The organism is Gracilibacillus sp. D59, from assembly GCF_052246695.1.
Lineage (GTDB): Bacteria > Bacillota > Bacilli > Bacillales > Amphibacillaceae > Gracilibacillus.
Genome location: NZ_JBQQCK010000006.1, coordinates 1 through 26,012 on the forward strand (window position 1 = coordinate 1; position 26,012 = coordinate 26,012).

Consider the following 26,012-nt stretch of genomic DNA (forward strand, 5'->3'; position numbering starts at 1 on the left):
GGAATCGAACATACTTTCCTTCGAAACACCTCTCACTGGAGGTGTATTTTCGCATGCCTTTTTTTAAATGAAAAATAATTTTTAAAAAATAACTCTTTATGGTTGACTTTCCATAGCTGGTCTTTCCAGGGGGCGCGTCTTCAGCTAACTTTGCAAAGTGGATCTTCAGATCGCGCTGATCCCCCAGGAGTCGAAGTGGACGCCTGCGCTACATAAAATGCGTACATTGGATGCGAGTGGTAGCAGTTCGACTCTTATTTCTTGCTATATATGGTACCATTCTTTTAGAACGTTCAAAAAGGTAACGGTCATTACCATTGTAGAGCAAACTATACAGCGAAGGCCGCCCGCTTCCACTCCTACGGGATGGTTTTCTCCGAAGATCCTTTTTCTAGCGATCTTTGCTTGGAAAAGTTAGCTTCAGAGAAAACCCAGTGGAAAGGGAAGTAGGCAGCCGAAGCGATTTTCTTGCACATGATAACTTACATCATAAACAACATGACTAGTAAACAATATCTATATTTATTACACATTTTAAACGTAGGATTCAAAAATGCTGTGATACCAATGGTTATTTACTTACCTACCTTATAAGAAAAGCGTAGAGCACCCAGAAACTAGGCGATCGCTCTACGCTTTTCTTTATATTTAATAATTCAAGAATTTCACGCAAACGGCTTCTGGAGCTTTGATGTCTTTTTGCAAAAGGGTTAGTGTTCCTGTTTCTTGATCTCTTTCGAATAACACCAATGTGCCTGTTTCTTGATTGCTTGCAACAATAAATTGTTCGGTTGGATCTAGTACAAAGTCACGTGGCCAATCACCTTCTGTATGCGTCCAATCAATAAACTCTACAGAATGATCCTCTTTAACACGATAGATCGCAATCGAGTTATGACCTCTGTTTCCAGCATAAACAAACTTTCCATCTGAAGAAAGATGAATTGCACTACCTTGACTATTTTCAGTAAAATCTTCTGGAAGGGTGGAAATATACTGAACTTCTTCAAAAGTTCCCTCTTCTTCATGATATTTCAGAACAACTACTTCATTGCTAAGCTCTGTCATCACATAAGCATATTGACCGTCTGGGTGGAATGCAATATGACGAGGACCACTTCCTGGTTTTAATGTTAATACGCGAACCTTTTGTAAAACATCTTCTTTAGGACGGTATGTTGTAATTGTATCACTACCTAAATCAACTACGACTACATATTGTTCGTCTGGAGTAAATCCTGCAAAATGAAGGTGAGGCTTTTCTTGACGCTCATGTGGACCATTGCCTTCATGTTCTACTGCTTTCGGTATTTGTAACGATCCATCTTCGTTTGCTAAAAATGCCTCCACTTGCTTAGTATGATAATTTGCAGCTACAACTAAATTGTTTTCGCTGTTTACACTCACATGACAAGGTGCAGAGCCTTCAGTTGCTTGGCTGTTTATTTTTTCTAAGTCACCATTTTTCTCCACGCTAAAAGCAGATACCCCGCCTTGATCTCCCTCTTTTGAAACAGCGTATAGATATTGATTGTTATGGCTTACAGTTAAATAAGTAGGATTATCAAGGTTAGCAGCAACTTCAACGTTCATTATTTTTTTCTCTTCTGTATCCAAGGTAAAACGATAAACACCTTGACTTTCCTTTTTCGTATAAGATCCAATATAACCTATGTATTGTTTCCCCATTATTGAAAATCCTTTCTTTTTGCAAAATTTTCACTCATTTATTATAGCAAACAATAGACACGAAAGAAAACTTGGCGGACAGCCAAGTTTTCCAGTAATCATATCGTTTTATTTCTGCGCATTTGATAATATGCATATGCTCCAATACCAATAGATGCCAGCATCGGTAACATTCTTGTTCCTCTTCTCATGTGTATCCCTCCATTCAAATGGGTACACATATATTCTTTGCGTTTTGTTCATTTCTAATCGGAATTATTGTAGGTTTTATTGGAATTTACTTCCGACAAAAAGAAAAAATAAGATAAACAGACCAATTGTAAAAGGTAAAGCACCGATTAAACTAAGACTCATACCATTATAACCGCCTACTACTTCGTTCCCTATTAAGTAAATGACAACACCAATCGCACAACTTAAAAATCCCCACCAATAGGAAAGTTTTTTCCATAAACTATACATAGCACCAATCACAAATAAGCATAAAAATATCCAAGGTAAGACAACATATATAATGTAACTCATATCATTCATCCTTTAATTAACAGTACTTAATTCCATTATAAACCTATTTAGTATAGAACAAAAGTGCAGAGAACTCGCTAAGAAACGTAGCGCACGGACCGAATCGACTGAAATTAAGGAATAAGCGATTGCTCACTATACATTTCAAAATAATCACATCAGTTATGTCGCATATTTCACCTTATATTTATTTTTCTTTCTTGTCTTACAAAGAAAAAAACCAGAAACAATTAAGCTCCTGGTTTTAATAAATAATCGTCTTTTACTTGATAATGCTTTTTTAATAATTGTCTCGCTCTGAAAATTCGTGTTTTAACAGCGGAATGACTAATATTTAGCGTTTTAGCTATTTGATCATCATCTAACTCTAATTTAAATTTTAACTGAAATACACTTTTGAGTTTCTTACTTTTATTTATACATTGCTCTAATTCATCCATTGTAGAGTTCCAGTTTAACTGTTCATCGACTTCATTTGTTGAACAGATAGCCAGTTCCTCCATCATATATGGATTATCAAATAAACAGACATGACGCCTTTTTTCTTTTCGCAAAAGATCGATAGCGGTTCTTGAGGAGACAGTACGTAACCATGCCCCCAATTTATCAATTGTTTCCATGTCTACCTGTTGTTTCATTATCTTAATCCACGACTCTTGAACAACATCCTCCGCTAATTGCTGATCTTTCACAATTTTTAATGCTGTATAGTACATCATCGACTGATATTGGTCAACTAATGATTGATAAAAGTCATTCGTGAACATTGATTACACCCCTCCCTCTCTTATTCAAAATAATCCTTCACATAACTTGGTAACTGGTCTTCACTAACTTGAAATCTACGAATTAGTCTATCGTTCATCGGACCATATATACCAACTTCCCACGTACCATTAGCATCCTCATTAAGCTTCATTAATTCTTCGATTTGCTCACTTTTTTCCACAAGCATCCAATTGTTGCTATCAATTTCTTCCATTTGAGGTAGCTCATAAAACATTTCTTTGTTAACTTGCGAATTAGTAATGGCAATCATGGAAACATCTTCGGGAGTAATGATTATACCTCTATCTAAATCCTCATCCTTCAATACCTCTAAAACTCTTGAATAACTATCTAATAAAGGTAAAAATTTCGTTTCTCTCGTTTCCAATTCAAACTCTATAGTCTTCGAGTCTCTGTTTTTAAAATAACCTTGACTCATTTCATCATAGGTCATTTCTAGATAGTCCTTCTTGAAAGCAGCTACTATTTTATTGATTGTCTCCTGATCTGTTACTTCTTGTGAGCCATTAAAACCATTAACGGATATTCTGTCAACATCATCATTTTCTTGATACAGCCATGGCATACTGGATTTTTTATAATCATCAGATTCCAAAATAGGCTGTAAATATTGCTCGGACTCTTTAATCACAGGTATGGAGTATTCACGGGTCACCTTCGAACTATTTTCTAAATGATAAATAATGTCAATATTCGTATATATTTCTGTATGCATCATGTCACTACGCTGACCAATCTGATCATAAGATACGATATATTCATGAAGATCAATTACATGTTGTATTAAATCCGGATCAGTGATATTTGGCTTAACTTGATTACCTTCTGCATCATATGTGTGTACTAAACCACCACCATTGAAAAATATCCCTTCTACTTCGTCTTCATCAGGAATAATTGTTTCAAATCCATACCAGTCAAATATTAGGGATAAAACAATCAGCATGGAAATACCAAAATAAATGACAAAACCTTTCCACTGGTGAAATACACGCCATGTTTTTTGAATAACCATTTCTGCTAACAGATAACCAAGAATCGCACCACAAATATAACCGAACATAATCCAGCCTACATATTGGCCTTGAATAGATCCGAAATAAACGCCTCCTAGTAACATAAAACAAATGGTTACACCAAACTTAAAGATTGGCTTCATAATTGAAAAAGCAATCGCCTGATTAGCAGATTCAATATGACGAATTCGATAAAGAATCAAGGAGAGTGCAACAAATACAACGGAAAGTACCCAATAATACCAAGTGACTATTTCAAAATTGGATTGATAGGAAATTTCAAATATCCAATAAATAGGTGAGATATTTGTAAAATAGGACAGGACCGCGGAATAGTTAGCACTAAACCCTTCCAATAACATTCTCAAATTCTCTATCATTAGTAAAGATATACCAGAAGGAAAGAAGATTACAATATAGCTTAACGCACCCTGAACAACTGATATGCCTGACAAATTACCAATCAGATAAGATATAGAATACATAAAAGTTACCAATGTTAAGGTGTCATAAAGCCAATTTCCTATATCCTCGTGTTGATAAATAAAATCAACATCTATTAATCCATACATAATAAAGAGGATAAAGCCTGTCACAAGTACAGGAATAAGTACCATCATGTAACCAATAAAAAATTGATGGTAAAAAAGCTGTGCACGTTTTAATGGCAAGCTATGAATGAAATCTGCTGAATCTTTTACTTGCATATAACGGCAGGCAAAAATTGCTGCTAAAACTGGAACAGTAAGAATGAGTATGCTTTGCACTTCACCATTTAGATAAAAAAGATTATCGGCACGATCTTGATAATAATTAAATTGTTCAGGATTTGTTTTTACCATAATAACTTGTAAAGGTAATACGAAAAGAAGAGCGAGAAAATAACCAATTCCTATCCAACCGGAAGAACGGAAAGCCTGCTTCCATATTTCTTTTTTAAAGTAAGATGTTTTCGATGGCATAACCTACACCCTCCATTTCGTAGATAAAAATTTCCTCTAACGTTAATGGTAAAATATCAAACACAACTGGATTACATTGCTCAATTATTTGTTCGACTCGCTGAGAATCCCCGCGGATTATACAGATATAAACACTGCCTCGCTTCTCTTGATGAAGGATGTCTAATTCACCCAACAGAGCTTGATCAAATTCTTCTTTAAAAGCAAACTGTACTTTGTGGATATCCGATTTTAACTCATCCAAGTCTTTTTCTAATAACAACTTCCCTCGATGTAGAATTCCTATTGCATCACAAATATCTTCTACTTCTTTTAAATTGTGAGAGGAGACAATTACTGTCATGTCACGATCAGCGACATCTTGAATAATCCATGATTTTATTTTTCTGCGAATTACAGGATCTAATCCATCGAACGGTTCATCAAGGATAAGATAATCAGGCATCGCACATAAAGCAAGCCAAAAAGCCACTTGTCGCTGCATTCCTTTTGAAAAGCGATGGATTTTGCGATCGGCATCTAAGTCCAGTAATTGTTGCATCTGCTCAAATCGTTTTTGATTCCAATTTGGATAAATATCCATAAAAAAATTAGCCATTTGTTTTACGGTATAGTGTGAGAAAAAGAATAATGCATCTGGAATGAATACTAATCGTTCTTTTAGTTCAACATTTTCAAACACCGGTTTTCTTTCCAGTTCAACTGCTCCTTCATTTTGTTTCATGATTCCTGCAATAGTTTTTAATAATGTTGTTTTTCCAGCACCATTTGACCCTAATAGACCGTAGATGGAACCTTTATTTATTTTTAAGCTTATATTATCTAGTACTAAGTCTTTCTCTAATTTCTTAACTACGTTCTGTACTTGAATCATCTTCATCCCCCCTTGTTACCGATTGACTCATTTCTAGAATCAATTTCTCTAGCTCTTCAACTGATACACCTAAAAATAGCGCCTCAGATATGTGCTTTCTCAATTGCTCTTTCACCTTCATTATTTCAGCCGAATTATGAGTCATCGTAATATGATTCACGAAGCTTCCCTTCCCTTTCACTGAATATATATAGCCTTGTGCCTCTAATTCACGATATGCTTTCTGAATCGTGTTAGGATTAATCGACAGTTGCTGAGCAAGTACACGTACAGAGGGCAATTTTTCGTCTTCTTCCAATACATTATTAATAATTAACTGCTTCAGTCGATCTACTAACTGCTCATATATCGGCTTTCGACTACGTAAATCCAACTCAAACATAACACCCTCCCTTTCTTTCCACTGTATGGACTGTATTAATTGTATTAATTGTATTAACTGTATTAATATATTTAGTACAGTTATATTATATACCTTACTTTGGAAAATGCAAGAAGAAATTTTTGTCCTAGCTTACGTTTTATGAGTTCAAACATATCTGTTCGCATAACATATAACTCCATGATAAGAAAAATAAACGCATTCGATCATCCTTTCGCGGAGTCTTTTTCTTTTCTTATACCTAGCCTTTCAGCATTCTCGCTTTGTCGAATGATTCCCTGAAACACTTTATGCTTTGCTAATGTGGAAAAAGAAAGATTATCAAGTCTTTCTACAAATCGATAACGTGCGAAAGGTCGTGGAAAGAATCGGAGTCAATTCCTCGATTCCACATAGAAGGGGTTTTGATTTGTAGTGGTGGTGCTCGAAGACATTTTTTTGGTTTTGCCACTTTTTTGTCCTTGAGAGTGCTTCTCGAAGACACTTTTTCCAGTTTTACCGCTTTTTTGTCCTTGAGAGTACTTCTCGAAAACACTTTTATGATTTCTTCACTTTGTTGTCTTTTATAATGCTACTGGAACAGCGGTAACTAACCATGCTAACTAAAGAAGTGTACAAAAAAAGCTATGCATCTTGTAAAATTGATACATAGCTTCACTATTAAATAATTTTATTATGATACCAATCTTTGGCTGCTTCGGCTTCTGCCTGTGTTAATTGGTGCCCATTGTTTTCCCAGTGAATCTCCACATCTGCACCGTTTTCTTTGAGAATCTCCTTTAAATCAATGGATTCTTGTTCCGTACATAATGGGTCATTCCGTCCAGCCGTTATCAACACTTTTACAGCTGCAAGATCAGGAAGCTCAATTCCTCGCCTAGGCACCATTGGATGGTGTAGCACAGCAGCGCTCAAGGCATCTTGATAATGGAATAATAAACTACCTGCTATATTAGCACCATTAGAGTACCCAATCCCAACCACATAATTACGATCGAATCCATATTCTTCCGCTGCTTCATCTAAAAATTCATGCAGCTCTTTCGTACGTAACACCAGATCCTCTTCGTCAAATACACCTTCTGCTAATCGTTTAAAAAATCGCGGCATACCATTTTCCGAAACATTTCCACGCACACTTAAAATGTTGGCATCCGGATCAATAATTTCTGCTAAAGGTAACAAATCTTTCTCCGTTCCACCTGTACCGTGAAGCAGTAATAATGTCGGACCGTGTAAATTTTTACCCTCTTTAAAAATGTGTTCCATGTTAACACCCTTCCCAAATATCTCAAATTCGAAACATATTTATATATTCAAGCTAACTTTAGTTTAAGAAATCGTGTGATCATCTGTCAATTAGCTTGCCTTGACAGGATTTGAATACTACAATTATAACAGGAGTGAAAATCTATATGTACTATTTACCTTTTTTTATAAATTTGCAAAAAAAACAAATTGTTATTATCGGCGGTGGAAAGGTGGCAGAACGTCGTTTACTTCGGCTGCTGCCATTTCGGGAAAACATTATCATCGTTAGCCCATCATTAACCGAATCATTACGCCAACTTGTTGATCTACATAACATCAGTTGGGTTCAAACAAAATGTCATCTTGATCATTTTAAAAAGGCAGATCTTATTGTAGTCGCGACCAATGATCCGGTAACAAATAAATATGTTATAGAGCATGCACCATCATCAGCGTGGATTAATGCAACTCATCAGGCCGAATGTGGCAATATCCATTTCCCGGTTACTATTCAAAAGGGAAAATTACAAATTGCTATTTCTACTGGTGGTGCAAGTCCAATCCTGGCAAAAAAAATTAAAAATTCAATTGAAGCAGATATCCCCGATCAATATGAACAATATATCGATTTTTTATTTGAAGCAAGGCAACTGATAAAAAAACTAAGCATCTCTCAACCTACTAAAAAACAGTTATTACAAGAAATAGTAGAAAAACCGGTATACTCGCAAAAAGAACAACAAGCATGGATCGAGAAATTCAAAAGACAAATGTGATGGATTATTGAACCTCACATTTGTCTTTTTGAATTTCCTGTAACTTTCGTAATGCCCGACCTGTTTTTATTTGTTCTGTAGCTACCTTAATCCCTTCCTCAATAGAATCAGTGACCTTAAATAAGTAATAGCGTAAGCCCGCATTTAATAATATTTGATGATAATAATACTGGTGTTCTTGTTTACCTTCCCCTGAAAAAATAGAATGAATAATTGCCGCCTGTTCATTAGCTGCCAATTTAACATTCTTATCAAATTCTTTATATTCTACTCCATAATCCTGCGGTCTCACAATAAATGAATCTAAACCATCTGGAGTCCAATCAAAAACAAAGCTATTTCGATGAACAGGTACATCTTCCGAACCTTCTAAACCTTGGACAATATAAACGTGATTATAATCCAGTTGTTTAAAAACACCTTCTAATTTATTAATTGCTGTTCGGTGGAAAGCCCCTAACATTACATTCTTGGCTTTTGAAATATTGATAAGTTTTTCTACTGTGTTAAATAGTGTACGGACACCAATCTCTTTACGAATCGACCTTAACTTCGCAAGTGCCGAACTGTATTGTTCTGTATCTGCAAAGGCCATATTGCTATTCATCATCATTTTTGCCGCTTTATCATGATCGCTATCTACTGCAATTCCCAATTCTGAAAAAATTGATTTTAAAGATGTTCCATATTTGGGCGGCAAGGTATCACTTGCTGAAAGAAATACTGGTACACCATACTCCGCTAATAATAATGAAACAGGAATAGTTGCTGCGAAGGAATGTCGCCCATTATAAGGCCCAGCAAAATCAATCGTTTTTTCTCGGACTTCAGTCGGTAAATTTAACCTTTTTGTATGTTGTTGTAATGTATGAATAAATGCCAATAACTCTTCATGTGTTTCGGTTTTTATTCGTTCTGCAACTAAATATGCTGCAATTTGGGCAGTGGTTGCTTCACCAGATACAATACTTTCTGCAACTTGCAATGTTTGTTGATAATCAAGATCCTTCGATCCTTTTTTGCCCCTAGCTACTTCTTTTAGCCATTGTTGCATATCCATTCGCTCCTTCTCTCGCTTCTGCCACTCTTTCGACTAATACTTCGACAACATTGGGATGATGTCCTAAATAATCAGCTAGCAATACCCTTTGCCCTTCCTTTAAGTCTAATGACTCGATGTACTCTTTAATTCCTTTATCTAATAAACCAGTAAAAAGAAGGTATGGCAGGACAAGAACTGATTTACTTTGCTCCACCTTTTCCAATAAGAAGGGCTCAAACTTTGGTTGACTCGCAGCTAAAAAGCATTTATCTATCTGGTTTTGAGGGAAATGTGCCCTTAGCATACTGACAATTCGTTCGGTATCCTTTACTGCCGATACATCACTGCTTCCTCGACCGACAAGTAATACATCCATTTCTTCCAGGTTATCGGTACAGGCTTTAATTCGATCTGCTAGAATGTCTACCATTTTTTGATCTACTTCTATTGCCCGGCCATAAACAAATTCAACAGCTGGATATTTATTCCTCTCTTTCTCAATCATGTCAGGAATGTCTTTTTTGGCATGGCCAGCTGTCAATAAAAGAATCGGCATAATAAAAACCTTTGTTGCTCCTTGATTGACTACCTTACGAACTGTTTCGGCTAAATCAGGTTGTTGTAATTCTAAAAAACAAGTCTCTTGTATCGCGACGGAAATATTCTTTTTGACTTTATCGATTAATGTGAAAGATTCATGTTTTGCTTCCTCTAGCCTACTTCCATGGCAAATATAAATGACAGCTTCCATTATTTTCACACTCCTAAAATGCTTCTAAAGCAGAAATAGTCTCTTGATCTTGAAATCTATCTTTTAAATATTGTAGTTTCGCGCCCACTTTTACTACTTCCCCAATGACAATCATTGCCGGATTTTTCACCTTGTGTTGTTCTACAAGATGGACAATATTTTGTAATGTTCCTGTAACAACTCTTTGATTAGTTGTCGTTCCTTCTTGAATAATTGCTACTGGAGTTTGAGCTGACTTTCCACAATTAATTAATTGTTCGGTAATAAAAGGAAGGTTACTCATCCCCATATAAACAGCTAATGTGTCTACAGATTTAGCAAGATAATCCCATTGTATGTCAGATGGTTCACCGTTTTTACAGTGACCGGTAACGACAGCAAAAGAACGACCTAATTCTCGGTGTGTAATCGGAATATCAGCATATGCTGGAGCCGCAATGCCTGAAGTAATGCCTGGCACAACTTCATAGGCTACTCCATTTTTCGCCAATGATTCTGCTTCTTCTGCACCACGACCAAATACAAAGGGATCTCCTCCCTTTAAGCGTACTACAAATTTCTTCTTTTTGCCATATTTGACGAGCAAATGATTAATTGTTTCTTGCTTCATTAAATGTAATTTTGGTAATTTACCGCAGTATATAAGGTCCGCTTCTGGCTTGGCTTCACTTAATAGTTCTTGATTAACTAGGCGGTCATACAAAATAACGTCTGCTTGCTGAATTGCTTTTAAAGCTTTAACCGTAATCAAGTCCGGATCACCAGGACCTGCCCCAATCAAATAAACCTTCCCCATATTTATTACCTCCATTTTCATGATTGCTTGCTATCTAGTGACAATTTGTCTTGGTGCTCACGCTAACGTTTGTTAAACGGACAATTAGTTCGTTATTCGACCAAACAACACCCGTTTTTTGGTGTTGGCTGACATCTAATCCCTTATTCGATTCAATTTGGTTTATATTATCACTATTTTCGATGAATAACGGAATAGATGTCTGCAGACACCCTAAAAACGCCACTTTTGTCACATATAACGGAACAAACGTCCGCACTTATCGACGGTGTTGCATACATTTATTTATTAGAAAAACCATGTACAAATACATGGCTTTTCCGAATTATTTTTCTGGAACTTCTACATATACTTGATTATCTTCGATGCTAGTTTTATAAGTTTGCACACACCCCTCGTCAGGTGCTTGCACTAATCCGTCTGTTACATTGATTTTCCAATCATGTAACGGGCAAAAAACATGTTCTCCACTTACCATTCCCTCAGAAAGCACGCCACCACGATGGGGGCATTTATTTTCAACCGCTTTGACATTCCCATTAGATAAACGAAATACAGCAAGTTCTTTATCCTCCACAACTACTGCTTTACCCAAACTTACTGGTAAATCTTCATAATTTCCGATCAATACTTTTCGTACAGTTTGTTCCATTCTGCTTCCCCCATCCATTATTTCGTCGCTACTTTTTCATATAGGTCTTTAAGTGTTGTTTCACTTTCCAGTACTTCATTCCAAGGCTCTTTATAAATACCTAGTGCCTCATCCATTCGTTCATTTAATTCTTTACGTAATTGGTCATCATTTACGATTTCTTGAATATGCTCAATACCTACACGTTCCACATAATGTGATGTTCTTTCTAGGTAACTAGCATTCTCACGATAATATTGTAGAAAGGCTGCAGTATATTCCAGTACTTCTTCCTGCGATTTAACTTTTACCAGTAACTCAGCTTTACGAAGTTCCGTACCACCATTACCACCAACATATACTTCCCATACACCATCTAAACCGACAACACCTACATCCTTAATTCCGCCTTCCGCACAGTTACGAGGACAAGCGGATACACCCATTTTTACTTTGTGTGGTGTGTTTAAGCCTTCAAATTTTTTCTCTAATTGAATTCCCATCCCTGTAGAATCCTGCGTTCCAAATCGACAAAACTCTGCACCAACACAAGTTTTAACGGTACGTACTGATTTACCATATGCATAACCAGAAGGCATACCTAAGTCTTTCCAAACATTCGGTAAGTCTTCTTTTTTCACACCTAGTAAGTCAATACGTTGACCACCAGTTAATTTGATCATTCCTACTTCGTATTTTTCTGCTACATCTGCAATCGTACGTAAATCTTCTGCGTTAGTTACCCCACCATACATTCTTGGTACAACTGAATAAGTACCATCTTTTTGAATGTTGGCATGCAATCGTTCATTAACAAAGCGTGATTCTCTTTCATCCTCGTGTTCTTTCGGATAAACCATCCCTAAATAGTAGTTAAGAGCTGGTTTACACTTCGAACAACCTTCTTCTGTTTTCCACTCTAATACGTTCATTACTTCTTTTGTATGTGTTAAACCTTTTTCTTTTATTTCTGCTACTACTTCGTCTCGTGTTAGATCTGTACAAGCACAAATCGATTCTTTCGTATCTGCTTCATATTCATCACCTAGCGTTTCCGTTAATAATTCAGAAACTAGGTTTTTACATGTACCACATGAACGTGATGCATTTGTAGCTCCCTTCACTTCTTCAACTGATGAAAGGCCATCTGCTTTGATAGCATTGACAATCGCCCCTTTGGATACACCATTACATCCACAAATAATTTCATCATCACTCATGGATGCGACGATGCTCTCACCATCATCAGCACTTTGTTGACTTTCCAGGTACTCTGCTACATCGGCACCTTTTGTTATTAAACTTTTTAATTTTGTACCTTCTTTTGTATCACCGAACAATACAGCACCTTTTATTTTGTCATCTTGAACTACTATCTTTTTATATGTGTTTTGCCATTCATCAAAAACTTTTATCGCTTTTGTTTCTGCGGTTTCGTTAATCAAGCCTGACGAGAACACATCAACACCTGAAACTTTTAGCTGTGTAGATAAAACAGAACCTTTATAGCCCTGATGATTCATACCGCAAATATGTTTAGCTAAAGCTTGGCCCTGTTCATATAATGGAGCTACAAGACCATAAACCATCCCGCTGTGCTCTGCACATTCCCCAACTGAGTAAATGTTTGTTACACTTGTTTCCATATGATCATTTACCACAATACCTCGGTTGACCTCGATCCCAGACTCTTGAGCCAGTGCAACATTCGGTTTGATTCCTACCGCCATTACTACTAAATCAGCTGGAATTGCACCACCATCTTTAAATTTCAAACCAGTTACACGTTTTTTACCGGTAATTTCAGCTGTTTGTTTCTCTAAGTAAAAATTCATGCCTTGTGCTTCTAATTCTTTTTGTAATAGCTCACCAGCAGCACGATCTAATTGACGTTCCATCAAATAATCAGCCAAGTGAATAACATCTACTTCCATACCTAGATTCAATAAACCGCGTGCTGCCTCTAAACCTAGTAAACCACCACCAATAACTGCAGCTCGTTTATAGTTTTTCGATGCGTCTATCATTTTCTCGCAATCTTCTATATCACGGAACGCTGTTACCCCTTCTTTATCTGCACCTGGAAGTGGCAACATAAATGGATTGGAACCAGTAGCAATAATTAAATAATCATATGGTGTTTCTTTTCCTTTATCGGTATATACCATTTGCTTATCTTTATCAATTTTCGAAACGGTTTCGCCAGGATATAGTAGGATACCATTATCCTCATACCACTGCCATTCATTCAGCGTAATATCTTTTATCTCGGTATCCCCTTGTAATACTTTAGATAATTGAATACGATTATAGTTTGGATATGGTTCTTTACCAAAAACGGTAATATCGAACTGGTCAGGTAAAAGTTTTAAAATCTCTTCAATGGTTCGAATACCTGCCATGCCATTTCCAATTAATACAAGTTTTTTCTTCTCCATTTTGAATCCCCCAATTTGAATTTGGAAATTGATCTTGAATTCATCGTACACCCCGGAAAAAGAACTTTCTATTTTGTTGTCAGCTAATCTAACATCATTTTTCAAAAAATTAAAATAATTCTAAAAAAAAGAACGTAACATTTTCTAACAGAAAAAAGGAAATCAAATACACTGCATGATATTCTGCCTGTGATGCTAGATTTATCTAGTTTCAAAGTTGGGAGGAACTATTTATATGGAAAAACAGCACCTCGTTATGATAGGAAACGGTATGGCTGGACTAAAAACAATTGAGTATTTATTACAAGAAAATAGTCAATTATACGATATTACAATTTTCGGATCTGAACCGTATACCAACTACAGTCGGATCATGCTGTCATCTGTTTTACAAGGTGATGTAACGTTTGATGACATTACGATTAATGATTGGAAATGGTATGAGGATAATGATATTACACTATATCCAAATGAAACGGTTATAGAAATAGATTATCAAAAGCAGTTGATTGCAACAGATAAGGAAAGAAAAATGGACTACGACAAACTTATTATTGCTACAGGTTCGAATCCGTTTATTTTACCTCTTCCGGGTATGGATAAAGTAGGAGTTATGACGTTTCGAACAATTGACGATTGTAAAAATATGATCGAAGCAGCAAAACATTATAAAAAAGCTGCAGTTATAGGCGGAGGTCTACTAGGTCTGGAGGCAGCAAGAGGTTTACTGAATCTAGGTATGAAGGTAGATGTCGTACACCTAGCAGATCGCCTTTTGAACAATCAATTAGATGCAAAAGCGGGAATTTTATTAAGGAAAGAACTGGAACGCCAAGGTATGCATTTCTATCTGGAGAAAGAAACTTCTGAAATCTATGGTGATAAAACGGTTGAAGGCTTGCGTTTTAAAGATGGTACATCGATTGAAGCAGACCTTGTGGTAATGGCAGTTGGTATTAAACCGAATGTAGCACTAGCGCAGGAGTCGGGAATTGATGTTAACCGTGGCATTGTCGTAAATGATCATATGGAAACTAGCAATCCCAATATATATGCCGTTGGAGAGTGTACAGAACATAACGGATTGGTATATGGACTTGTAAAACCATTATATGAACAAGCAGAAGTGCTCGGACGAAATCTAGCAATGCAAAATGCTAGTTACACCGGCTCCACTGTTTATACTCAACTCAAAATTTCTGGAATCGACCTTTTCTCTGTCGGCAAAATAGAGGAAACAGATCAAACTAAAGCGATTTACTCCTATGATGAAATTGGCGAAACGTACAAAAAAGTCTTATTTGAAGAAGACAAGGCAGTTGGTGCTGTTTTATATGGTGATACCTCTCTTGGGGGTAGTTTATTAGACATAATTAAAAAGCAAAAATTTATACCTGATCACCAAAAAGCGGAACTGTTACAACCGGTCAAAATTGAGGAATCTTATGCAGCTACTCTCCCTAAAAACGAACATATATGTACCTGTAACAGTGTTTCAAAATCTTGCATTATTGAGAATGTCCTAAATAAGAATCTAAACTCGGTTCATGATGTGAAACAACACACAAAAGCATCCAGTTCGTGTGGTGGATGTAAGCCTGTCGTACAAGAATTACTCGACTATATTCAAAGTGATTTTTTTCATGAAACAGTAAAAGATAATCGTTTTTGCTCCTGTACTTCCTTGACGGAAGATGAAGTTGTTCGATCTATTCAACAGTATGAATTAATATCCATCGATATGATTATTGAAAAGCTGGAATGGAATAATTCATCAGGCTGCTCAAAATGTCGACCTGCTCTTGCTTATTATTTAGAAATGATATATCCGGAACATTATGTGCATGAAGCATTTCTATATTTAGACCAAAAAACAAATGCTTCACTTGAGGAAAATGGTACCTACACCATTGTTCCCCAATTATACAGCGGAAAAATAAGTACAGAACAACTCAAACGTATTAGTGATGTGCTGATAGATTTTGATATTGATAACATATCGATCTCTTCTGACCAACGTCTTAAGATAAGTGATATTCGAGAAAGTGATTTAATTTCAATATGTAATGCCTTAAATATGACATTAAACAGCTATCATCCTTCATCACTGCGAAGTGTCCAATTACCAGAGTGTATCTGTAAAAGAGATAAAAGAGATCTTTCAAAAATAGTACACAAAATAGAACAACAAACAGAATTTTTAAATCTGCCAACATCTCTTAATATTAAAGCATTTTGCTGTAAAAAGATGCTATCCGAGCATTATTTTGACCTTGCTCTGTTACAAACCGGTAATGGCTGGGAGTTAATAACCGATCAAGGAATTTTATATACAACAATCAGCTCACAGGAAATCGTAAATGTATTACTTTCATTTGTTCAATATTATCGACGATCAGCTAATTATAATGAAAGAATCTCGCAATGGATTGAACGGGTTGGGATCGTCCATATTCGGGAGGTACTGTTTAATCATGAAATTCATCAAATGCTGTTGGGTGATTTAAAAAAGGATCAAACAAATCGTAAACAGCTGATTCGCCATCCCCAATTGTAATTAGCCTTATTTTGAGAAAGGAAGAAGATATTATGACTGAATTAATGCTCAAATATTTCCGAGATAAACAACAAAAAGTACAATCTGAGCAAATATACGATACCCAGTGTCCATACTGTAGTATGCAATGCAAAATGCAATTGATTGAGCAACGAATCATATCAAGAAAAAAACAAAAAACGGTTGGTAAAGACAATCCTACCTCACAAGGCAGATTATGTGTGAAGGGAATGAATGCTCATCAACATGCGCTTCATCATGACCGCTTAAAACAACCACTAAGACGAATCAATGGAGAATTTGAACCTATCACATGGGATGAAGCCTATCAATTGATTCAGGAACAATTTGAGCAGATTCAAAAAGCAGATGGAAAAGATGCTTTATCTGTTTACGGAAGTGCATCTGTTACAAATGAAGAAGCCTACTTGCTTGGAAAATTTGCACGTGTTGCTTTGGAAACTAAACACATTGATTATAATGGCAGACTATGTATGGCCTCTGCTGCAACAGGAGCAAACCTGACATTTGGAATGGACAGAGGATTTACCAACACTCTTCATGAAATACCAGATACTAGATGTATCATTTTAGCAGGTACAAACATTGCAGACTGTCAGCCAACTATCATGCCTTATTTCGAAAAGGCAAAGGAAAATGGTGCCTATATTATTGCGATCGATCCAAGGGAGACCAGTACAACGAAATTAGCCGATCTCCATATTAAAAATATACCTGGTACAGACGTCGCCATTGCTAATGGTGTTTTAAAAATATTAATTGACCTAGACTTGATAGACCATGATTTTATCAAACAACGAACAGAAGATTTTGAGGAAGTAAAACAATATATTCAAACAATAAATTTAGATGATGTTGTCAAAACAACAGGTATTTCTTTGGATGATTTATATCAAATGGCACTTGTATTTGGCCGGGAATCATCAGGAATGATCTTTACCGCACGCGGAATTGAACAACAAATCAACGGAACTGAAAGCGTCCGCAGCTTCTTAAACCTGTTACTAGCTACGGGTAAGATTGGCAAACGAAATTCAGGATACGGAGCGATCACCGGTCAAGGAAATGGTCAAGGAGCCAGAGAACATGGTCAAAAAGCTGATCAGCTCCCTGGTTATCGTTTAATCGAAAATCCTGAGGATCGCCACTACATTGCAAAGGTATGGGGAATTGAAGAGCAAAACCTGCCAAGGAAAGGCGTTTCTGCATATGAAATGTTTGAAAAGATAATAACCGGCGATATCACCAGTATGTTTGTGATGTGTTCGAATCCGATCGTTTCCAATCCGAATGCCAACCTAATCAAAAAAGCTTTAAAAAAGTTAAAATTTCTCGTTGTTTCTGATCTGTTTTTATCCGAAACTGCGAAACTGGCAGACTTAGTTTTACCTGCTACTTCTTATTTAGAAGATGAAGGGACACTGACGAATGTCGAGGGACGAGTGATGCTAAGGGAAGCTAGTTATCCAATTCAAGGAGAAACAAAACATGACTGGGAGATCCTCTGTGATATCGCACAAAGATTAGGTAAAGGAGAATATTTCAACTTTGATAATGCAGAAGAGATTTTTGAAGAGCTTCGCATAGCCAGTAAAGGTGGCAAGGCTGATTACTCTGGCATTACGTATGAGCGGTTACGTCAAGAACAAGGAATTCTATGGCCATGTACGTCAGAGGATCACCCAGGAACTGAAAGATTGTTTGAAGAATCTTTTGCTCATCCGAATGGGAAAGCAAAAATGGCTGTCATCTCCTATCAAAGTATTGATAATAAACCTACTATTACCCAAGAATATCCATTATATTTAACAACCGGGCGGGTAATGAGTCACTATTTAACCGGTGAACAAACAAGAAAAAGCCCTTCATTAGCAGCCAGAGACTTTGAAGCATTTTTAGAGATTCATCCTCAAACAGCTGAAACATATGGGATAGAAGCTGACTCACTCGTTCGGGTCACTTCTGAAAAAGGATGGATTATCGTTAGATGCAGATTGTCAACCTCGATTCGAAAAGACACTGTTTTTGTACCTTTTCATTGGACAGAAAAGCAGAATGTCAATCGGCTTGTATCAGATCAATTAGATCCTTATTGTCGAATGCCCGGCTTTAAAATGAGCGTCGTTAGACTTAGCCCTGTTAACTAATCAAACGACGAAAAGTATTCGAAAAGACACGCATGTACAAATAATGACCTATTTAACAATTGATACAAACTGCGAAGTAATGAAAGTTTGTGGAGTGAGGCTTTCCTCCATTCTTTCCATAGGGAGTACTGGAATACCGCTCCGGCAAAATACTCCGCTTTCCGTGGGCTCAGGCTTTTCGCTAACTTTGTGAAGAAAGGCACTTCACAAAGTGGATCTTCAGCTCTCGCTGTCCCACAGGAGTCTCCGTATTCTGCCTACGCTAATAACGTTATTCTAACTTTTAAAGAGGAAATACTCGGAAACATTCCCGTTTATTATCTCTTTCAAAAATCAGACACTACACAGAGCGGAGGCAAGATACGCAAACTCCTCACGACGCAGCACGTGTCCGAAGACCCCGCAAGAAAACGCCCTTTGTTTTCTGAGGATGCTGAGGCCGTCCCGTGGAAAGCGAAGTATCTTGCCATAGCGTATCGTAGCACTCATAAAAATTCAGAATGGAAGAAAGCAAATCCATGAAAAAATTATTGTGCAGATTTTGATAACAACGCAACGTTAGATGTGTGAAAAGGTACTTAACTAAAGAATTCATTTACAAGGAGTTAAACAATGACTACAAGTAAACATGACTATAATGGACAAAAGCAAATGTTAACACTCGCAACACTTGGATTTTTTATTAGTGTCATGGTCTGGTTCAATATGGCACCCTTTCAATCAACTATTCAGGAACAGTTATTACTAACTAGTGATGAAGTTGGTGCCTTAATGATTGTCAACCTGGCCTTAAGCATTCCTGGACGAATTGTTGTTGGCCGTTTAGTTGACCGCTTTGGTCCTAGAAATGTATTTTCCATTTTGTTAATTACAATGAGTATTCCTTGTTTTGTTTTTGCACTTGGAACTACTTATATGCAGCTTCTGATCTCTAGGTTAATACTGGGTACTATTGGTGCCAGTTTTGTAATTGGAATTAGAATGGTAACAGAATGGTTCCCGACAAAACAAGCAGGACTTGCACAAGGAATCTATGCTGGCTGGGGAAATTTTGGATCAGCTTTTGCTGCCTTGACATTGCCAACATTGGCAGTCTTATTTGGAGGCGAAAATGGCTGGCGTTATGCCATGTGTTTAACTGGTATTTTAGCCTTATTATATGGGGTGGTTTACTTTTTAAAGGCAAAAAACACACCATCATGGAAAAAATTTCAATATACTAAAACTGCCAATCCTATAAAAGCAACTAGTCATTATGATTTCCGTATACTTCTGCTACTTACCATTCCTATTTACGGAGGAATGGCGATATTAGTATGGACATTACAAGAAACAGGTGTATTGACTAATTTTGTAGCTATTTTTCTCTATAGCGCTATTGTTTTGTTCTATACTTTTAATATGATAAAAAGATGGAAGTCTAATCAAAGATATTTACAGCAAGAAATACCTGAAAAAGAAAAGTTTTCGATGAAAAATGTGGCGATTTTAAGCTTTGGTTATTTCGCAACTTTTGGTTCTGAACTTGCGATTATTTCGATGTTGCCATTGTTCTTCCAAAATACATTTACTATTAATGCAGTTTTTGCCGCTGCTATCGCCAGCAGCTTTGCTTTTACCAATCTAATTGCGCGCCCTGCTGGGGGGTGGCTCAGTGACCGTTTTGGCCGAAAGAAAATAACAATGATGCTCTTGAGTAGCCTGTCTCTTTTATACATTATGATGGCTTTTGTTAATAGTAGCTGGCCCATTTATTTGGCGTTATTCCTGACGATATGCTGTTCATTAATAAGTCAAGCAGCTTCCGGCGCCATTTTCTCAATGGTATCACTAATCAAAAAGAATCGAACAGGACAAATAGCTGGTATGGTTGGTGCTTACGGTAATATCGGTTCCCTTTGCTTTTTAGCGGTGTTAAATTTATTTTTTCCTACCTCCTTTTTTATTGCTATATCTGTCCTATTGTTAATTTGTTCAGTAGCTACCTCTCAATTAAATGTCGACCATTCAAAACAAACATCGAAAGGAACTAAATTGAAAGAAAAAGCGATTTAATTAACAGTAGATTATCTGACAAATTAATACGGCTGTCGTTATTTTCTTTGTTAGGTAATTTTACCATATAATTGTTTATTAACATTAACCTTCTATAATGAAACCATAACAAGACTACAGGAGGTTAATGGAATGAAATCAGGTTATCAAGGAAATATCAAAACATTAGGATTTACGACGTTAGCTTTTTTTATCACGTTTGTTGTATGGTTTAATATGGCACCTTTTATGACAACATTAAAAAGCCAATTTGGTTTATCAAATGACGAGGTAGCTTTACTGGCAGTTGCAAACGTGACGCTAACCATTCCTGCCCGGGTTTTAATTGGAATGCTTGTAGATAGATTTGGACCGAGAAGAGTATATTCGAGCTTATTAATTATATTAAGTATTCCTTGTTTTACGTTTGCTTTATCAAATTCTTTTACTCAATTAATGATATCCCGTATCTTTTTAGCTCTTATAGGCGCTGGCTTTGTTATCGGTATTCGGTTAGTATCTGAATGGTTCACAGAAAAAAATGTCGGTTTTGCAGAAGGTATTTATGGTGGTTGGGGTAATTTTGGTTCAGCGGCAGCTGCCATGACACTTCCTTTATTAGCCATTCTTTTTGGAGGAGAAGATGGTTGGCGTTATGCTGTTGGTTTAACCGGAATCATCAGTTTAATCTATGGTATTCTGTTCCTACGACTTGTTAATGATACACCGGACGGAGTCACTTATAAAAAGCCAAAGAAAAGTGGTGCATTAGAAGTAACTAGTTATCGCGATCTAATAGGACTAATGTTAATGAGTATACCTGTCTTTGGAATACTTATCTTTCAGAGCTACCGTTTATGGAACTTAAACTTTATCAGTTCTTATATTTTCGTAGTTATTTTAGTTACGCTAATCAGCTTATTTATATATAACCTGAGAAAAATTTGGAATGTAAATAAAGAACATCTTCAAAAAGGCGTGCCTGAAAAAGAAAAATATTCATTTAAACAAGTAGCTATTCTGAATTTTGCTTACTTTTGCACTTTCGGATCCGAGCTAGCTGTTGTATCGATGCTGCCTCAATTCTTTGAAGAAACTTTCTCACTTGGTGTAGCACAAGCTGGACTTATTGCCAGTAGTTTCGCATTTATGAATTTAATGTCTCGACCTAGTGGTGGATGGTTTAGCGATAAATTTGGTCGTAAAAAAACACTTATGATTTTTATTGCTGGATTAGCAATCGGATATATCGGTATGGCGTTAATTGGTTCCAGCTGGCCAATTTGGTTCGCCGTAATCGTCACCATGTGTTGTTCTTTCTTTGTTCAGGCAGGCGAAGGTGCAGTATATGCCATGGTTCCGATGATAAAAAAACCGGTAACTGGTCAAATTTCTGGTATGGTTGGAGCATATGGCAATATCGGTGCTGTTATTTTCCTTACTATCTTTACAATGGTTAGCCCTACCATATTTTTTGTATTAATCGGTCTTACAGCTGTTGTATGTTTCTTATGTATGTTCTTCTTGGAAGAACCAGCTAAAGAAACAGCGGTTGCAAAAGCAAAAGAACCAAAAGCTAAAAATGCTGTTTCATTTTAGGTTCCACAAAGTTATCGCTGAAATATATAATCAAAGTTTCACCCCCGTTTCTTATCTTATAGAAACAGGGGTGAAACTTTATTGTCTACTCATCATAGATATTTTTTTCATCTCCCATTGATGATTAGCAAGACTTATCGGGGTACTGGTGCCCATTACCCCTTACTATGTATTGAAGTGGGATTCTTAAGGGAGATTGTTACCGTGATAATAAATTATTTTACGATTACATTTTCGCCAATTATTTCAGGTATTTGTAGTAATTCAAACACTTCTAAAATGTCATCTTTAACCTTTACTATCTTAACAACTTGTTCTTCCTCTTTTAACTGGTTCACCAATTGAATTAATAACCCCATACCAGAAGAGTCAACAAAGTGAACATCTTTAAAGTTTAGGCATATAATTGATTCACTTTGTAACTGAGGTATCAATTCATCATTTACTAACTCAGTCGATTCAATATCTAAATCTCCATGTAATAATACATTACAATTATCTTCTGTTTTTTCCAAATGATATTCTAACATGCACACGCCTCCTTCATTATACGAATATAATTTGTCCTTGATCATCTAATTTTGCTTTAATAAATCGCTCTTCCTTAAATAGCTGTCTTACAGTTTCTCCAATTCGTAAAATCGTTCCTTCATAAGCCTTCATCACGGTTATCGTTTGATCAGCTGAAGTAGAAATAATGGTTTTGGTTCCGCTAATTGCACCTGCTTCACCTACTATTACCCCAAATCTGCCAAATACTTCTCCACCTCTTAAAATACCATTTACTTTAAGAGCTCCACCTGCATGTATCTTGGAATTAATACATCCTTTACCGATAATATTTATATTACCACTTGAGTAAATTTTACTATTGATAGTATCTGATAACGTTATATAAGAGTTTGGTTCTACTTCAGATTCTGTTGACTTTGCTAGTTCATGCATTAAATTTTGTAATATATTTAATTGAGAAATAGTTATTGTTTCATTTGATAACGAAAGAAATTTAGTCTTTAAATCATAACCTATTTTCTTCCATTCTGGCTCTTCAATATATTGTTCAGCTTTTTCAACGATATCTACATATTTCCTTGCTGTAGTTTTATAATCCTTAAATTTCTTTTCCAATAATAAGATAATTAACGGTTGTAACCCTTTTATCTTAATTTCTTGTGATTTATACGCTTTTGAACTGGTCAATTGCTGGATAATGACAATCATTTTTCCTAATTGTTTTTCCAATATTGCAAGTAAATGGCCTAATTCAATAACTAAAAGATGATGTTTTCCTGCCGTAAGGTTAGAATTAATGACGTTTCCTTTTGCAATAATAGATTTTGAAGCTGTCAGAGTCGATTCACTAACAGATTGGTGGACATAAATATCTCCGCCTGCTTCTACAATCATTTGTTCCTCTATTTCTCCTAAAATCTCAACATCTCCACTAAAACGGATATTACCTGATGCAATGTTCACATTTCCGTCGTGAACTAATTTGGACATAATCATCGCTTTGACTGTCATGCCTCTTTTTTCAATTGCCGGTCTTCCCGATTCCGAAGCAATGATTTTATCATCGATTAAATCTACACCTTTTCCAGGTACAACTCTTAATTCTTTTGGTTTGTTTGCTGGGATTTCTGTATCTTCTACCGTGCGACCTGAAATTCCAGGAATAGGCGGGTGTAAAATTGCCATGATCGTTCCAACTTCGACATTAGGAATAATATTCGCTTCTTTAAAATTCACATTTCCTTGTTCATCTTCCACTAGCCCATTTTCTGCATTAATATCAACTTTTAATTCCAACTCACCATCTAACCCATGTTTAGGCTCTTTTCCTAATGCAACGACAAATTTACCTTGCTCTTGAGTTTTAATTGCATGCTCAATCGCTTTATCATTTAAACCAAAAGTGATATTTTGCCTTTCAAGTTCATTAATAATATCATCTCTGGTGAGTGTATTAATAATTTCCCTATGATGTTCTAATTCAATATTAATATGATCACTTGGCGGAAAATCTTTTAACCTTTGACTAATTTTTTCACCTGGAAACACCTCTATAATTGCTTCCAAACCATTCTTTAAAATAGATATCTTCCAAGACATTGATTTTTCCTTTACTGGTTCAAACTCAATATGGTAAGAATTTTCTTCACTTAAAAGGATCGTTTTTTTATTGATTAATTGCCCATTTTTATATAAGGATACATCTTCAGAAATGGAAGCGGTGGCATACTTTTGGTCTGTACTCTTAATATGAAGTTCATTATCGATAATCCATGCAGTACCTTCTTTTTTATTTTCCCAACTATGTACTTCATTAGGTTCCTTAGCTATCAGATCATCATCTTCTCGTAATATAGCATTATCAATCATTTCATCCATTGATAGAGGTTCAGTGGATAACTTTTCATTCGATGATTTGGATAGTTTAACAATAGCTTGTTTGCGACCTATTCCCATAAAGCCCTCTGTATCAAATTGAATTATTTCAATATTGACATCCTTTTTATTTAATTCCATTAACTTTAATCCACGAGATATGGCTTCTTCTACTGATTTTCCCTTAGAAACTAATTGGTTCATTGCTATCCCTCCTCACCAGAAATATTTTTAATAGTGAGTTGATCGTTATCAACTTTTATTTTCAATACGACCATTGTAATGTCATCTTTTTGCACAACACCATTTGTATACGTCTTAACTTCCTCTTGTATCGCCTCTTCAATTTCTTCTGCTTTATAATGCTGATATTGTTGTAAACTTGAAATCAACCGGTCAATTTTAAATAATTCTCCGTGTTCATTTTGAGCTTCAATAATTCCATCAGTATAAAAAAAGACAATATCTTCTTCATACAGTGTAATCATATCTTCTTGATAACTTGTTTCGGGTAGGCCACCTAACATAACGCCCCGAATTGCCGGCAATTTTTTTTCGTTAAGATTCCGATCTATTACAATAGGAAGATTATGTCCTGCACTCGCATATGTTAACGTCTTTTCCTTAGGGTCCCAATCGGCACATAGAAGTGTAACAAATGAACCTAATGTACGAAGATCGTTATACATTGCATCATTCATTACTTTCAATGTTTTACTAGGAGAACATTGATGTTCGGCACAACTTCGAAAAACGCCTCGTGTAAGGATCATTAACATTGCTGCTGGAATTCCTTTACCCATTACATCTCCAATCACAATTCGTATCTTGCCATTTGGCAAAGTATGAAAATCAAAATAATCACCACCAATTAATCGAGCTGGTATCGAAATACCGGTTATTTCACCTGCGTCTATTTCAGGTTTTTTACCGTTAAGTAATTTCATCTGAATATTACGCGCCTGTTTTATTTCTCTCGCTAGAGTATTATCCATTTGCTCATTATATTGGTAATTTGTTTGCAAATGTTTGCCGAACAAGTTGTTCACCTCCTCATATTGCTTTTAATATTTAAAAACTCTTAGAGTATTGATATTACTCTATCGAATTAGGATATTGGCTGAAGATATAAAAAAATCCACCTGAAAAGGTGGATTTAAAATGACATACATTAAAAGGACTATATCATTTTGTATTCCTACCCTTCGGCAACCCGGCTATCGTAGTCGTATGACCTTAGATCCTTGGGCTTTGCGTCCTTATTTTTCAATAAGTTTGCCATTATCGTTAGTAGTAAAAAAGTCATGATTCCATACCTATATTCTAAAAGAAAATTGTCTTGGC

General features: G+C 36.1%; 20 protein-coding genes and 1 riboswitch. Of the genes, 5 read left to right on the plus strand and 15 right to left on the minus strand.

Features of this window, described 5'->3' with window-relative positions; genetic code table 11:
• Nucleotides 1-648: 648 nt before the first annotated feature.
• The 7 genes from ACTWP4_RS11495 to ACTWP4_RS11525 all read right to left on the minus strand — a co-directional run bounded on the left by ACTWP4_RS11495 (nucleotide 649) and on the right by ACTWP4_RS11525 (nucleotide 7,506).
• Nucleotides 649-1,689, minus strand: coding sequence for a lactonase family protein (locus ACTWP4_RS11495; RefSeq protein WP_443128909.1), 1,041 nt, complete (start codon nucleotides 1,687-1,689; stop codon nucleotides 649-651).
• 267 nt (nucleotides 1,690-1,956) lie between these two features.
• Complete coding sequence (locus ACTWP4_RS11500) at nucleotides 1,957-2,214, minus strand: hypothetical protein (protein ID WP_443128910.1); 258 nt, start codon at nucleotides 2,212-2,214, stop codon at nucleotides 1,957-1,959.
• 230 nt (nucleotides 2,215-2,444) lie between these two features.
• Complete coding sequence (locus ACTWP4_RS11505; protein ID WP_443128911.1) at nucleotides 2,445-2,981, minus strand: RNA polymerase sigma factor; 537 nt, start codon at nucleotides 2,979-2,981, stop codon at nucleotides 2,445-2,447.
• 20 nt (nucleotides 2,982-3,001) lie between these two features.
• Complete coding sequence (locus tag ACTWP4_RS11510) at nucleotides 3,002-4,981, minus strand: DUF6449 domain-containing protein (RefSeq protein ID WP_443128912.1); 1,980 nt, start codon at nucleotides 4,979-4,981, stop codon at nucleotides 3,002-3,004.
• Entirely contained in the window at nucleotides 4,956-5,855 is a 900-nt protein-coding gene (locus tag ACTWP4_RS11515; protein ID WP_443128913.1) for an ABC transporter ATP-binding protein, read from the minus strand. The genes ACTWP4_RS11510 and ACTWP4_RS11515 overlap by 26 nt, the downstream gene beginning before the upstream one ends.
• On the minus strand, nucleotides 5,830-6,237 hold the full coding sequence (locus ACTWP4_RS11520) for a GntR family transcriptional regulator (protein ID WP_443128914.1): 408 nt from the start codon (nucleotides 6,235-6,237) through the stop codon (nucleotides 5,830-5,832). The genes ACTWP4_RS11515 and ACTWP4_RS11520 overlap by 26 nt, the downstream gene beginning before the upstream one ends.
• A gap of 660 nt (nucleotides 6,238-6,897) precedes the next feature.
• Nucleotides 6,898-7,506, minus strand: coding sequence for an alpha/beta hydrolase (locus tag ACTWP4_RS11525; RefSeq protein ID WP_443128915.1), 609 nt, complete (start codon nucleotides 7,504-7,506; stop codon nucleotides 6,898-6,900).
• A gap of 146 nt (nucleotides 7,507-7,652) precedes the next feature.
• On the opposite strand from ACTWP4_RS11525, the gene ACTWP4_RS11530 reads away from it, so the two are divergent.
• Nucleotides 7,653-8,264, plus strand: coding sequence for an NAD(P)-binding protein (locus ACTWP4_RS11530; RefSeq protein WP_443128916.1), 612 nt, complete (start codon nucleotides 7,653-7,655; stop codon nucleotides 8,262-8,264).
• A gap of 4 nt (nucleotides 8,265-8,268) precedes the next feature.
• On the opposite strand, the gene ACTWP4_RS11535 is transcribed toward ACTWP4_RS11530, so the two are convergent.
• From ACTWP4_RS11535 to nirB (ACTWP4_RS11555), 5 genes are all read right to left on the minus strand, one after another.
• The gene (locus ACTWP4_RS11535; protein ID WP_443128917.1) at nucleotides 8,269-9,318 is read right to left on the minus strand and encodes an anthranilate phosphoribosyltransferase; all 1,050 of its coding nucleotides are present in this window, start codon (nucleotides 9,316-9,318) and stop codon (nucleotides 8,269-8,271) included.
• Entirely contained in the window at nucleotides 9,290-10,057 is a 768-nt protein-coding gene (locus ACTWP4_RS11540) for a sirohydrochlorin chelatase (protein WP_443128918.1), read from the minus strand. The genes ACTWP4_RS11535 and ACTWP4_RS11540 overlap by 29 nt, the downstream gene beginning before the upstream one ends.
• A gap of 13 nt (nucleotides 10,058-10,070) precedes the next feature.
• The gene (gene cobA / locus ACTWP4_RS11545; protein WP_443128919.1) at nucleotides 10,071-10,853 is read right to left on the minus strand and encodes a uroporphyrinogen-III C-methyltransferase; all 783 of its coding nucleotides are present in this window, start codon (nucleotides 10,851-10,853) and stop codon (nucleotides 10,071-10,073) included.
• A gap of 325 nt (nucleotides 10,854-11,178) precedes the next feature.
• The gene (gene nirD / locus ACTWP4_RS11550; RefSeq protein ID WP_443128920.1) at nucleotides 11,179-11,505 is read right to left on the minus strand and encodes a nitrite reductase small subunit NirD; all 327 of its coding nucleotides are present in this window, start codon (nucleotides 11,503-11,505) and stop codon (nucleotides 11,179-11,181) included.
• A 17-nt stretch (nucleotides 11,506-11,522) separates the two neighbouring features.
• Entirely contained in the window at nucleotides 11,523-13,922 is a 2,400-nt protein-coding gene (nirB, locus tag ACTWP4_RS11555) for a nitrite reductase large subunit NirB (protein ID WP_443128921.1), read from the minus strand.
• A gap of 235 nt (nucleotides 13,923-14,157) precedes the next feature.
• Between nirB (ACTWP4_RS11555) and nirB (ACTWP4_RS11560) the strand changes: the two genes are divergently transcribed.
• The 4 genes from nirB (ACTWP4_RS11560) (at nucleotide 14,158) to ACTWP4_RS11575 (ending at nucleotide 22,280) form a co-directional block, all read left to right on the plus strand.
• Complete coding sequence (gene nirB, locus ACTWP4_RS11560; protein ID WP_443128922.1) at nucleotides 14,158-16,479, plus strand: nitrite reductase large subunit NirB; 2,322 nt, start codon at nucleotides 14,158-14,160, stop codon at nucleotides 16,477-16,479.
• Between the two features lie 32 nt (nucleotides 16,480-16,511).
• Entirely contained in the window at nucleotides 16,512-18,647 is a 2,136-nt protein-coding gene (gene nasC / locus ACTWP4_RS11565; protein WP_443128923.1) for an assimilatory nitrate reductase catalytic subunit NasC, read from the plus strand.
• A 612-nt stretch (nucleotides 18,648-19,259) separates the two neighbouring features.
• Complete coding sequence (locus ACTWP4_RS11570) at nucleotides 19,260-20,702, plus strand: MFS transporter (RefSeq protein ID WP_443128924.1); 1,443 nt, start codon at nucleotides 19,260-19,262, stop codon at nucleotides 20,700-20,702.
• 132 nt (nucleotides 20,703-20,834) lie between these two features.
• On the plus strand, nucleotides 20,835-22,280 hold the full coding sequence (locus tag ACTWP4_RS11575) for a nitrate/nitrite transporter (protein ID WP_443128925.1): 1,446 nt from the start codon (nucleotides 20,835-20,837) through the stop codon (nucleotides 22,278-22,280).
• A gap of 215 nt (nucleotides 22,281-22,495) precedes the next feature.
• Here the strand turns inward: ACTWP4_RS11575 and ACTWP4_RS11580 are convergent, their stop codons facing one another.
• Genes ACTWP4_RS11580 through ACTWP4_RS11590 form a run of 3 tightly spaced genes read right to left on the minus strand, consistent with a single transcriptional unit; the run spans nucleotide 22,496 to nucleotide 25,708 of the window.
• Complete coding sequence (locus ACTWP4_RS11580) at nucleotides 22,496-22,810, minus strand: STAS domain-containing protein (RefSeq protein WP_443128926.1); 315 nt, start codon at nucleotides 22,808-22,810, stop codon at nucleotides 22,496-22,498.
• Nucleotides 22,811-22,826: 16 nt separating this feature from the next.
• Nucleotides 22,827-24,872, minus strand: coding sequence for a flagellar assembly protein A (locus ACTWP4_RS11585; RefSeq protein ID WP_443128927.1), 2,046 nt, complete (start codon nucleotides 24,870-24,872; stop codon nucleotides 22,827-22,829).
• A 2-nt stretch (nucleotides 24,873-24,874) separates the two neighbouring features.
• Entirely contained in the window at nucleotides 24,875-25,708 is an 834-nt protein-coding gene (locus ACTWP4_RS11590) for a PP2C family protein-serine/threonine phosphatase (RefSeq protein ID WP_443128928.1), read from the minus strand.
• A gap of 164 nt (nucleotides 25,709-25,872) precedes the next feature.
• Nucleotides 25,873-25,958, minus strand: a riboswitch (cyclic di-GMP riboswitch).
• Between the last annotated feature and the right edge of the window lie 54 nt (nucleotides 25,959-26,012).

Bases quoted from the DNA above. Each gene is read 5' to 3' on its own strand.
- ACTWP4_RS11500 (WP_443128910.1), bottom strand. From the start codon at position 2,214: ATGAGTTACATTATATATGTTGTCTTACCTTGGATATTTTTATGCTTA.
- ACTWP4_RS11580 (WP_443128926.1), bottom strand. From the start codon at position 22,810: ATGTTAGAATATCATTTGGAAAAAACAGAAGATAATTGTAATGTATTA.
- ACTWP4_RS11585 (WP_443128927.1), bottom strand. From the start codon at position 24,872: ATGAACCAATTAGTTTCTAAGGGAAAATCAGTAGAAGAAGCCATATCT.
- cobA (WP_443128919.1), bottom strand. From the start codon at position 10,853: ATGGGGAAGGTTTATTTGATTGGGGCAGGTCCTGGTGATCCGGACTTG.
- nirD (WP_443128920.1), bottom strand. From the start codon at position 11,505: ATGGAACAAACTGTACGAAAAGTATTGATCGGAAATTATGAAGATTTA.
- ACTWP4_RS11505 (WP_443128911.1), bottom strand. From the start codon at position 2,981: ATGTTCACGAATGACTTTTATCAATCATTAGTTGACCAATATCAGTCG.
- ACTWP4_RS11510 (WP_443128912.1), bottom strand. From the start codon at position 4,981: ATGCCATCGAAAACATCTTACTTTAAAAAAGAAATATGGAAGCAGGCT.
- ACTWP4_RS11575 (WP_443128925.1), top strand. From the start codon at position 20,835: ATGAAATCAGGTTATCAAGGAAATATCAAAACATTAGGATTTACGACG.
- ACTWP4_RS11535 (WP_443128917.1), bottom strand. From the start codon at position 9,318: ATGCAACAATGGCTAAAAGAAGTAGCTAGGGGCAAAAAAGGATCGAAG.
- nirB (WP_443128922.1), top strand. From the start codon at position 14,158: ATGGAAAAACAGCACCTCGTTATGATAGGAAACGGTATGGCTGGACTA.
- ACTWP4_RS11515 (WP_443128913.1), bottom strand. From the start codon at position 5,855: ATGATTCAAGTACAGAACGTAGTTAAGAAATTAGAGAAAGACTTAGTA.
- ACTWP4_RS11540 (WP_443128918.1), bottom strand. From the start codon at position 10,057: ATGGAAGCTGTCATTTATATTTGCCATGGAAGTAGGCTAGAGGAAGCA.
- ACTWP4_RS11570 (WP_443128924.1), top strand. From the start codon at position 19,260: ATGACTACAAGTAAACATGACTATAATGGACAAAAGCAAATGTTAACA.
- ACTWP4_RS11530 (WP_443128916.1), top strand. From the start codon at position 7,653: ATGTACTATTTACCTTTTTTTATAAATTTGCAAAAAAAACAAATTGTT.
- nasC (WP_443128923.1), top strand. From the start codon at position 16,512: ATGACTGAATTAATGCTCAAATATTTCCGAGATAAACAACAAAAAGTA.
- ACTWP4_RS11520 (WP_443128914.1), bottom strand. From the start codon at position 6,237: ATGTTTGAGTTGGATTTACGTAGTCGAAAGCCGATATATGAGCAGTTA.
- ACTWP4_RS11525 (WP_443128915.1), bottom strand. From the start codon at position 7,506: ATGGAACACATTTTTAAAGAGGGTAAAAATTTACACGGTCCGACATTA.
- ACTWP4_RS11495 (WP_443128909.1), bottom strand. From the start codon at position 1,689: ATGGGGAAACAATACATAGGTTATATTGGATCTTATACGAAAAAGGAA.
- nirB (WP_443128921.1), bottom strand. From the start codon at position 13,922: ATGGAGAAGAAAAAACTTGTATTAATTGGAAATGGCATGGCAGGTATT.